The sequence below is a fragment of the Nocardia sp. genome, assembly GCF_025465275.1.
Lineage (GTDB): Bacteria > Actinomycetota > Actinomycetes > Mycobacteriales > Mycobacteriaceae > Nocardia.
Genome location: NZ_JAODNK010000094.1, coordinates 24977 through 31354 on the forward strand (window position 1 = coordinate 24977; position 6378 = coordinate 31354).

Consider the following 6378-nt stretch of genomic DNA (forward strand, 5'->3'; position numbering starts at 1 on the left):
ATGCCGTCAGTGCCCGAAGGCCGCGAGCAGTTGCTGCCACGAATTGGCGGCGGCATCGCGGTCGGAGACCACGGTCACCGGTTGCGGCCAGGCAATGGCCAGGTCCGGATCGTCGTAGGCGATGCCGATGTCCTCGGTGGGATCGTGCGGCCGGTCGATGCGGTAGCAGACATCGGCCACCGGGCTCAGCGCCTGGAAGCCGTGCAGAAATCCGGCCGGCACGAACAGGTTCCGGAAGTCGGTGTCGTCCAGCAGGAAAGCCTGCTGCTGTCCGAAGGTCGGCGAGTTCGGGCGAATATCCACCAGCACGTCGTGCACCGAACCGTGCGAGCACCGCACCAGCTTCGCCTCACCGCGACCCGCCCGGCCGTGCATACCGCGCACCACGCCGCTATAGGAGCGGGACTGGGAATCCTGCCGGAAGGTCGCCGAGAAGCCGGGCACCTCCAGGAAGGTGTCGAACTCCTCGGCATCGAAGGTCCGGGTGAACAGGCCGCGGCCGTCGTGGAAAGGCTGCGGCGTCAGCACCAGGACGTCGGCGAGCTCGGTGGTTTCGATACGCACCAGGTCATCGTGCCATGAGCGCCGACCCGACGCGGGGATGTCGCGGTTGTGGTGCCGGATCGCTGATCCGGGTACTGGATCTGGGCAAAATGCCTGCCGCAGACCATTTTCCGCCCATCGATGGGCTTCTGGAGGCGGCCGAGAGCACCCATCCCCTGGCCATGGACCTGTGCACCGCATGCGGCCTGGCGCAGCTCGCCGAGGATGACACCGTCACCGCCGAACCGCGCGGGGTGGAGCCGCAGGCGCTGCGCGATCAAGCCGCCGACGCACTGTCCCGGGTGTCGGCCGCCGGTTGGCTGACCGGCCGCACCACAAGGGAATTCGGCAGTCCACACGGCGGGAGCTGGCTGCCACTGCTGACCGGCTTCACCGAGACCGACGAACCGGCCGATGTGGTGGTCGACTGCTTCGGAATCATGCACGAACCGGATCAGCGGGCGGCCTTCGTGCAACGCGCCGCGGCCACCGCGCCGGACGGGGTGCTGCTGCTGCAGTTCCACTCGCTGCATGCCATCGTCACGCAGGGCCAGTGGAATGCCCTGCGGCACGGACACTTTGCCTATTACTCACTGACCGCCCTCGGGAAGCTGCTCGCGGCCGCGGGGATGCGAGTCGCGGCGGCCTGGGAATTCGACCTCTACGGCGGAACGGTTCTCGTGGCCGCCGTGCATGCTCCGGCCGAAACCGCCGAGGCCACCGGCGATTCGCAGGTCGCACGCATACTGAGCGCAGAAATCGATCTCTTCGGCACCGAACCCGATGCCGCCGCCGACGCCGTGCGCGGTCTTCAGCACGCCGCCGATCAACAGGCCGCAGCTCTGCGCCGCTGGCTCGAGCACGAATCAGAGTCGGGCAGCCGAGTTTTCGCCTATGGCGCCGCCTCCCGAGCCGTTGCACTGCTGCATCTGGCCGGAGCGCACCGCGGACTGCTGACGGCGGTCGCGGACGCCGCACCCGCCAAACAGGGCCGGCGCATGCCTGGCACCGATATCCCGATCATCGCTCCGGTGGAACTGCTTGCCGCTCACCCGGATCGAGTACTTCTCACGCTGCCCGACCTACTGCGGGAGGTGCGGTCGCGGTGGCCCGGACTGGAAGGAAAGTGGGTGGTCGATATCCCGAACCAACCTGAGTGACAATATGATTGAATCGCAGGCGATGTGGAGCCTGCGGCGGGAGCGGGACGAGGGTACCGTACTCCGACACTAGTGGGGAATCTATTGCACGCGTACGGATTACGCAGCCAATCTGATGAGGGAACGGAACAATCATGGGGAACACACAGCGCGTGGTGGTCACACGCACCGCGGCGACCGCAGTCGCCGCCACCGCCTTTCTGACGCTGGGCGGCGGAATGTCCACCGCCGCAGTCGATGCCGACAATTCGATCGTCGATCAGCAGGGTCGCACCATCGAAGCCATCTCCGCCGATACCCGTATCGATTTCGTCGCACCGCTGGACGGCAACCCGCTGACCCGTGAGTGGTTCCACAGCGGCAAGGCATGCTTCAAGGTCACCGCCCCGACCAGTGACAAGTGGACCGGCCACGTCACCATGGGCTACCAGGTCGGATACCCCGCCACACTGTCGGGAAAGATCTCCTTCCAATATCAGACCCCGGGGTTGGAGCTCGAACTCGGCACCGACGCCAAGGCCGACGTCTACAACCTCATTCCGACGCTGGGCGTGGAACTCAATGTGGGCTTCGGACCGGGTATCCAGTCGGTAGACGCCACAGGCGGTGACGTGTCCGGCACCGACGGCTGCATCACCATGTCGGGTTTCCACGCCACCGTGACCGGTGTCCTGGGTCAGACCACGATTCGGCCGTTCGTCCGGTTGGTGAGCAGCGGCGGCGATACGGTGGTCGCTTACGGACCGGTGGCACACATCTAACCGCGCCCGATCACGGCTCAGTGCAGTAATTCCGGGCGGCGCAACAGCGTTGCCGTCGCCCGGATACGCGCTCGATCGGCGGCGGCACGGGCCAGCCGCATATCGCCGCCGAGAACAGCGCCGCGGCCGATCAGCTGCGGGTACTCGTGGGCCAGCCGATGATGAAAGCGCAGCATCTCGCTCAGCTTGCTGACGGTCGAGGTATTGCTGCACAGGTTGAAACTCGAATTGCGCCAGGCCGCCAGCACCTGCTGCATGCCATAGAACATTCCGAAGGCGCTGACGCGTGCGAACAGGTCCACATCCATGGGGAAGACCAGGTCGCCGCGGAAGCCGCCGACCCGTTCGAAATCCTTGCGGCGGAACATGGCCGCGGCGGTGGGCCCGAAATCGGCGGGGCCGCGCCGCACGATGGTGCGCATGAGCGTCTGTGCATTGCGCGGGCCGAGCAGGTTGGGCAGACCGAGATCGGTCTCCTCGATATTGCCGCCCTCGTCGATGACCTGGAACTTCGAGGCGCAGATGGCGATTCCATTGTCGCCCATGACCTCCAGTTGCGCCTCCAGCGAGCCGGGCAGCAAGATGTCGTCGGCGCAGACCACCTTCACCAGGCGGCCCTTGGCCAGCGATACTGCCTTGTTCCAGTTCTCGCCGATCGGCAGCGTCTCCTCATTGCGGACGATGCGCATGCGCGGATCGCCGAAGGATCTCGCCACCGCACCGGTATCGTCGGTGCTGGCATTGTCGAGGACGATCACCTCGAATGCGGTGTCCTGGTCGAGAATCGAGCGCAGTGTTGCGCCCAGCGTGCGTCCGGAATTGTAGGCCGGAACGCACACCGACAGGTTGACCATCGTTCCCCCTGAGCTGGTGCGGCGGTGGGTTAGCCGGACAGGCCCCCCGGCCCCTCCTCCACGAGACGGAACACTCGGTCCAGGCCCGTGCGGCCGGTATCGATCTGCTCGACTGCCTTCTGCTGCAGCGTATCTCGCAATTCGGGCGCCGATTCCCACAATTCCCGAACAGCACATGTCAGTTCGGTCTCGAGGTTGTCGACATCGAGATGCACGACCCGCAATCCGGTGCCGAACATATCTGCCAATCCATAGAACTTGTCGTCGTAGTACTGGGATGCCGTTACAGCGACCGCCGGAATACCTTGAGACAGCGCGAAAACCGCCAGGTGGTAGGCACTGGTGACCAGCACCCGGCAGCGCGACACCTGACGCGCCACATCCTGCGCGGTGCCGGCGCGGCCGATGACGGCGCGCACCTTGGCCGCGCCCGTCAGCAGCGGCAGAGTGTGGGTGCGATCCTCGTCGTCGTACTCGGAAATAATGAGCGGGGCCAGGGCCGTACCGAATTCGGCGGCGCGGGCGCGCACGACCGCGCCCAGGGTCTCGCGCGCGGAGTCGCTGACCTTCGAATAGTCGGCGATACGCAAGCAGAGGCCGAGATCGCCACCGATCTCGGGACGCCGCATACGGTAGGAGAATTCGACGGCGTCGTCGCCGGTGACGAGTATCCGGTCCGCCGGAACACCGAGCTCCGCCAGCAGTTTCGGGCCGCGCATGCCCTCACGAAGGCCGATGAAGTCCACCTTGGGCAGCACCTCGGCCGCCCGCCGCAGCAGCTCCGGATCGCGCATGGGACCCATGCCCTGGCCGATCATCACATTCGGAATCCCCAGGCCCTGAGCATGTTCCAGCAGGTTGAGGGTGCGGTGAGCCTGGTACAGGTCGACATCGGTCATATAGCCGCCGCCCTGGGCGATGACCAGGGAGGCATCGCTGACGGCAGCCGGAACCGGTGGCAGCGGCGGCATCCCGGAGGACTCGGACCCCTGGTCTGCGCCGATCAGCGCGTTCGCCTCGCTGCGCACCCAATCGCGCACCCCACGCAGATGATGTTTCGGCACCTCGGTGGCGGCCCGCCAGTGCAGCGCGGCCGGGCCGAGGAACCTGGTGCCGGTGACCTGATCGAGCTGACCGCCCAAACCGCTTCTGCCCCAATACCCGCCGCCGCCGGCGAAGACCGGTTCGGCCTCCGGCAGCACCGCGCGCATCACTCGTGGTTCGTCGGTGAGCATCCCGATGCGGGCCTGTGGCCAGTGCTCCCGCAGCCGATCCACGGTCATGACCATCATGGCGATATCGCCGCGATTGCGCAGCCAATACTCACCGTTGTCGACCAGTACCTTCAATCCCCCGGCACTGTTTTTCCCGGCACCGTCCCCCGCGCCAGACGTCCCCACTCTGAATTTCCTTCCGGAGCCCGGCAAATACCGGTTGTTCTGTTCGGAGGGGCAGCGCTGCCGCGGTCGCCCAACCACCGAAGTAGACGGACCCCCTCGTGCCGAGCACGAATCCGCAGCGAATCTATCGCACTGCGTGCAGTTCGCGCTATGGCCTCAGCGCGGCGCACACAGCGCGGCATCGACCACCTCGTCCAGGTCGATATTGCGCACCTTCGTGGCGATGATATCCGGCAACTCATTCATGCTCACCGTGACGGAACGGCCGGCGGTCGCGCCGCCGTAGACGAAGGTGCCGTGCATGGTGCCACCGTGACCCCACGCCTCGATCCCGCAGGAGGTTGTCCAGTGGAACAGGCCCAGCCCGAAATCCTCTGAGCGACGCAGATCTCCACTGGGGACGGTGCGTTCCATCTGGGTCAGCTCCGCGGCGCCCAGCACCCGCCCGGCCAGCAGCGCCATATAGAAGCGATTCATATCCGCACCGGTGGAGACCATGGCGCCGTCGGGCAGGCCCCAGCCGGGGTCGATATCGGTGACATCGGTGAGGGCGCCGTCGAATTCGTGATAAGCCCGGGCATGCGGGCCGCGAATCACTGATTCCAGTGGGTAGAGCGGCCAGTATGTGTCGCGCAACCCGAGTGGCAGCAGAATCCGCCGCGTCACCTCGACGCCGACGGGAAGTCCGGTCACCCGCTCGATAACCTTGCCCGCGATCAGATAGTTCGTATTCGAATACTCGGACCGATCCCCCGGCGCGAACTCCGCGGTCTTGGCCAGAGCTACGCGAATCAGATCGTCCGACGACCGCGACTGTTGCAGGGCCGCCACCGATTCCAGGTCGAGATCCAGAATGTAGTCCGGAATTCCGCTGGTGTGCTGCAGCAGATTGCGGATGGTGATGACATTCCCGTCCCCGCCAGGCCCCTGCACTAGGCCCGGCAGGTATCGCTCCACCGGAGCATCCAACTCGACTCGGCCTTCGCCTACCAGTTGCAGCATGACCGCGGCGACAAAGGACTTGGTATTGCTTGCGATTCGCACCTGGGCGTTGTCGGGGAAGGCTGCGCCGGTGCCTAGATCTCCCACACCACTGTTGATCTGAAGTATCCCGCTGTCATCCGTGAGCACGAGCTGCGCACCAGGGACGTCTGCCCCGGATACGGCCTCGTTCAAGCCTGTCTGTAACCGGTCCTGGATGGAGAGGGGATCCGCGGTGGTCACGGCCGCCGCGGCCAGCGTGATAACCGCTGTCGCAGCGAGGATTCCAATCGAGCGGGGAACGGGTCGTGCAGGATAGCGGCGCATCTGGCCTCCATCTGGGATTGGGTGGCGGTCAGCCGGGAGGTCATACGGACCGCCGCACGAACGAGTTCGAACAGAACAAGGCACCCCGAGAAACCGACCCCTCACCGCCCGAGAACATCCCAGCCCCTCGAAACCGAGTCTTCGTCTTTTCGTGTTTTGTTCTCGAGAACGGCACCACAGCCGGTCGACCGAGCTGGAACCCAGGTATTCCCTCCCAACTGCGGGAGGTAAATCGGGTACGTCTCCTGACGTGCCCAGCACGGCCATCTCGAGCTTTGCTCGCGCCCTCTCGCAGACCAACCCTTTCCCCGATGCAAGTAACCCAGGTGCACCGACCCGTTTCGGCACAGAA

Annotated in this window: 6 protein-coding genes; 2 read left to right on the forward strand and 4 right to left on the reverse strand. The window is 65.5% G+C overall.

What is annotated here, in order from left to right:
* Positions 1–6 precede the first annotated feature (6 nt).
* On the reverse strand, positions 7–564 hold the full coding sequence (gene rfbC, locus JWN03_RS22705) for a dTDP-4-dehydrorhamnose 3,5-epimerase (protein WP_297618485.1): 558 nt from the start codon (positions 562–564) through the stop codon (positions 7–9).
* 14 nt (positions 565–578) lie between these two features.
* On the opposite strand from rfbC, the gene JWN03_RS22710 reads away from it, so the two are divergent.
* Positions 579–1703 carry a class I SAM-dependent methyltransferase gene (locus JWN03_RS22710; RefSeq protein ID WP_297618488.1) on the forward strand — a complete coding sequence of 375 codons (1125 nt, stop codon included), beginning with the start codon at positions 579–581 and terminating at the stop codon, positions 1701–1703.
* A 134-nt stretch (positions 1704–1837) separates the two neighbouring features.
* Positions 1838–2464 carry an MspA family porin gene (locus tag JWN03_RS22715; RefSeq protein WP_297618491.1) on the forward strand — a complete coding sequence of 209 codons (627 nt, stop codon included), beginning with the start codon at positions 1838–1840 and terminating at the stop codon, positions 2462–2464.
* Between the two features lie 17 nt (positions 2465–2481).
* Here JWN03_RS22715 and JWN03_RS22720 read toward each other — a convergent pair whose 3' ends face one another.
* The 3 genes from JWN03_RS22720 to JWN03_RS22730 form a co-directional block, all read right to left on the reverse strand.
* Positions 2482–3318, reverse strand: coding sequence for a glycosyltransferase family 2 protein (locus JWN03_RS22720; protein WP_297618494.1), 837 nt, complete (start codon positions 3316–3318; stop codon positions 2482–2484).
* Between the two features lie 29 nt (positions 3319–3347).
* On the reverse strand, positions 3348–4718 hold the full coding sequence (locus JWN03_RS22725; RefSeq protein ID WP_297618497.1) for a polysaccharide pyruvyl transferase family protein: 1371 nt from the start codon (positions 4716–4718) through the stop codon (positions 3348–3350).
* 156 nt (positions 4719–4874) lie between these two features.
* Positions 4875–6026 carry a serine hydrolase domain-containing protein gene (locus JWN03_RS22730; protein WP_297618499.1) on the reverse strand — a complete coding sequence of 384 codons (1152 nt, stop codon included), beginning with the start codon at positions 6024–6026 and terminating at the stop codon, positions 4875–4877.
* Positions 6027–6378 lie beyond the last annotated feature (352 nt).

What these genes read in the sequence shown, in the direction of transcription:
- JWN03_RS22710 (WP_297618488.1), top strand. Translation starts at nt 579, where the DNA reads ATGAGCGCCGACCCGACGCGGGGATGTCGCGGTTGTGGTGCCGGATCG.
- JWN03_RS22715 (WP_297618491.1), top strand. Translation starts at nt 1,838, where the DNA reads ATGGGGAACACACAGCGCGTGGTGGTCACACGCACCGCGGCGACCGCA.
- JWN03_RS22720 (WP_297618494.1), bottom strand. Translation starts at nt 3,318, where the DNA reads ATGGTCAACCTGTCGGTGTGCGTTCCGGCCTACAATTCCGGACGCACG.
- JWN03_RS22730 (WP_297618499.1), bottom strand. Translation starts at nt 6,026, where the DNA reads ATGCGCCGCTATCCTGCACGACCCGTTCCCCGCTCGATTGGAATCCTC.